Here is a 1,665-nt window from a genome sequence, read left to right as displayed (position 1 = left end):
CACTATTAGTATTATGAGCTAATCAAACATCATAAATTTTTATGGAGAGTTTGATCCTGGCTCAGGATGAACGCTGGCGGCGTGCCTAATACATGCAAGTCGAGCGAACAGATAAGGAGCTTGCTCCTTTGACGTTAGCGGCGGACGGGTGAGTAACACGTGGGTAACCTACCTATAAGACTGGGATAACTTCGGGAAACCGGAGCTAATACCGGATAATATTTCGAACCGCATGGTTCGATAGTGAAAGATGGTTTTGCTATCACTTATAGATGGACCCGCGCCGTATTAGCTAGTTGGTAAGGTAACGGCTTACCAAGGCGACGATACGTAGCCGACCTGAGAGGGTGATCGGCCACACTGGAACTGAGACACGGTCCAGACTCCTACGGGAGGCAGCAGTAGGGAATCTTCCGCAATGGGCGAAAGCCTGACGGAGCAACGCCGCGTGAGTGATGAAGGTCTTCGGATCGTAAAACTCTGTTATTAGGGAAGAACATACGTGTAAGTAACTGTGCACGTCTTGACGGTACCTAATCAGAAAGCCACGGCTAACTACGTGCCAGCAGCCGCGGTAATACGTAGGTGGCAAGCGTTATCCGGAATTATTGGGCGTAAAGCGCGCGTAGGCGGTTTTTTAAGTCTGATGTGAAAGCCCACGGCTCAACCGTGGAGGGTCATTGGAAACTGGAAAACTTGAGTGCAGAAGAGGAAAGTGGAATTCCATGTGTAGCGGTGAAATGCGCAGAGATATGGAGGAACACCAGTGGCGAAGGCGACTTTCTGGTCTGTAACTGACGCTGATGTGCGAAAGCGTGGGGATCAAACAGGATTAGATACCCTGGTAGTCCACGCCGTAAACGATGAGTGCTAAGTGTTAGGGGGTTTCCGCCCCTTAGTGCTGCAGCTAACGCATTAAGCACTCCGCCTGGGGAGTACGACCGCAAGGTTGAAACTCAAAGGAATTGACGGGGACCCGCACAAGCGGTGGAGCATGTGGTTTAATTCGAAGCAACGCGAAGAACCTTACCAAATCTTGACATCCTTTGACAACTCTAGAGATAGAGCTTTCCCCTTCGGGGGACAAAGTGACAGGTGGTGCATGGTTGTCGTCAGCTCGTGTCGTGAGATGTTGGGTTAAGTCCCGCAACGAGCGCAACCCTTAAGCTTAGTTGCCATCATTAAGTTGGGCACTCTAAGTTGACTGCCGGTGACAAACCGGAGGAAGGTGGGGATGACGTCAAATCATCATGCCCCTTATGATTTGGGCTACACACGTGCTACAATGGACAATACAAAGGGCAGCGAAACCGCGAGGTCAAGCAAATCCCATAAAGTTGTTCTCAGTTCGGATTGTAGTCTGCAACTCGACTACATGAAGCTGGAATCGCTAGTAATCGTAGATCAGCATGCTACGGTGAATACGTTCCCGGGTCTTGTACACACCGCCCGTCACACCACGAGAGTTTGTAACACCCGAAGCCGGTGGAGTAACCATTTGGAGCTAGCCGTCGAAGGTGGGACAAATGATTGGGGTGAAGTCGTAACAAGGTAGCCGTATCGGAAGGTGCGGCTGGATCACCTCCTTTCTAAGGATATATTCGGAACATCTCGTAGAGATGAGGAATAACGTGACATATTGTATTCAGTTTTGAATGTTTATTT

General features: G+C 49.7%; 1 rRNA gene. It reads left to right on the top strand.

The annotated features are described in order from the left end of the window. The first annotated feature begins 38 nt into the window (after positions 1 to 38). A 16S ribosomal RNA gene (locus tag HMPREF2737_RS08510) occupies positions 39 to 1,589 on the top strand. Positions 1,590 to 1,665: the final 76 nt, after the last annotated feature.

This window comes from Staphylococcus sp. HMSC069D12 (genome assembly GCF_001810405.1).
GTDB classification, from domain to species: domain Bacteria; phylum Bacillota; class Bacilli; order Staphylococcales; family Staphylococcaceae; genus Staphylococcus; species Staphylococcus haemolyticus.
This window is presented reverse-complemented; position numbering and strand designations above follow the sequence as displayed.